The organism is Streptomyces swartbergensis (genome assembly GCF_002148965.1).
Lineage (GTDB): Bacteria > Actinomycetota > Actinomycetes > Streptomycetales > Streptomycetaceae > Streptomyces > Streptomyces swartbergensis.
On the sequence record NZ_NGFN01000658.1, the window covers coordinates 1 to 1,771 of the forward strand.

The window sequence follows — 1,771 nt, forward strand, 5'->3', positions numbered from 1 at the left end:
CGGCACAGGGGTGGTCGACCCGCATGGTCCCTCAAAGAGCGTTTCATCCTCCTTCGCGTGTTTGCTCCCAGTGCAGGTCTCGTGGCATCGGATGACAGCGTCCGTCTGGTGCGGAAGGGAGCCATCGGAGCGCGAGGGTAGCGGTGGGAAGATGTGCTGATGGGGATGATCGATAGCGACAGCGAGGCCGTTCAGTACGTGCGGTTTCAATCGCCGGACCGGAACAACCGAGGCCACTTCACCGGCGTTTTCGGCCTCGTCAATAATCTGGCGAGGGAGGGAAGGCTCTCGGACGAACAGGAGTCCTTCCGCCGCCGCAACAACAGTTGGTACGACGCCGCGTACACCGACCCCTCGACCGTTGACCCCAGCGTCTATGACGACGAGATCAACCCTGGCGCGGCGGCATGGTTCAAGCCGTCAGCCACGCATCTCCTCGCTCGCGTCTCCGGTTATCTGGAGATTCTGTCCGCGCACGGCGTCGACTGCCGGGCTCTGCGTTCCGCAGACCCGGGACGGGTCATCTACGAGGACGACGTACAGATCGTGGTTGTGCCACACACACTGGATGCGACTGCCACCCATGACATCAACACTCAGATGTGACGCGGCGCGCGGCCAGCTTGTGCGTCACGTGTTGCGCCAGTTCGGTGTGGACTCTTGGGTGAGTCGTCGGCTCGATCATGGCGATGTGAATCATGGCTTCGGAGCGGTGGGGGTAGGTCTCGTAGTCGCGGGCGAGKCGGCGGTGGTGCATGAGCCAGCCGAAGGTTCGCTCGACCACCACGCCGGGGGATCACCTTGAAGCCTTTGATGCCGGCTTCGCGTTGGACGACTTCGACGTCGATGCCGAGGTGAGCGCCGTGGTCGATGGCTTTGGTGCGGTAGCCGTTGTCGGCCCATGCCTTGGTCACGTGGGGGCTTGTAGTGGCGATCTGGGAGAGCAGGTGGATGCCGCCGGCGTTGTCGGAGACGCTGGCCGCGGTTACCCAGACGGCCAGGAGCAGTCCGAGGGCATCGACACCAAGGTGCCGCTTGCGGCCTGCGATCTTCTTGCCGGCGTCGATCCCTTGGCCGACCGCGTGCACGTTGGCCGAGGTCTTCACGCTCTGCGAGTCCAGCACGCAGGCACTCGGCTCGGCGTCCCGACCTTCAGCCTGACGAACCAGGCGGCGTAGCAGGCCATTGAGCTGGTCGAAGACGCCTTCCTTCTGCCACGCGGCGAAGTATCCGTAGACGGTTTCCCAGGGTGCGAAGTCGTGCGGCAGGTACCTCCACGGGATGCCGGTGCGGTCGACGTAGAGGATGGCGTCCATGATGCGGCGCAGGTCGTGCTCGGGCGGGCGTCCGATGTCCAGGCCCTTGCCTCTGCGCTCGGCCCGCCAGGTGGTGAGCGTGGGCCCGATCAGTTGCCAGCGTGCGTCGGAAAGGTCACTGGGATACGGGCGCTGTCGCGTCCCCGAGCGGGACTGTGTCAGGGCGCGCGGGTCCGGGCGCCAGCCTCGCCCTGCAGAACGCGATCCGTGCCGCCCTCACCGCACCGCCCSCYGTACGGGATGAAGCGCCGGCCGCGCCGCACGCCGTTGACCACCCGGGCCGGGACGCCGCTCCAACTCCGGCGCAGCGGGCCGCTGCCATCCAGGCCCACCAGCAGGCCGCGATGCCGCAGGAGTACCTGGAGGGCCGCACGACGGACCCCGCGACCTGGGCGACCTCGCCGCAGAACCTCGCCCGTATCGCCGCGCTCACCYACGCGGCCGAGGCCCGCGGC

1 protein-coding gene and 1 pseudogene are annotated in these 1,771 nt (G+C 67.1%); one reads left to right on the forward strand and one right to left on the reverse strand.

The features are described 5' to 3' along the window. Nucleotides 1-159 precede the first annotated feature (159 nt). Nucleotides 160-606, forward strand: coding sequence for a hypothetical protein (locus CA983_RS43305; protein WP_086606071.1), 447 nt, complete (start codon nt 160-162; stop codon nt 604-606). A gap of 24 nt (nt 607-630) precedes the next feature. Here the strand turns inward: CA983_RS43305 and CA983_RS43310 are convergent. Continuing rightward, nucleotides 631-1,478 (reverse strand): annotated as a pseudogene (locus CA983_RS43310) (IS5 family transposase). Nucleotides 1,479-1,771: the final 293 nt, after the last annotated feature.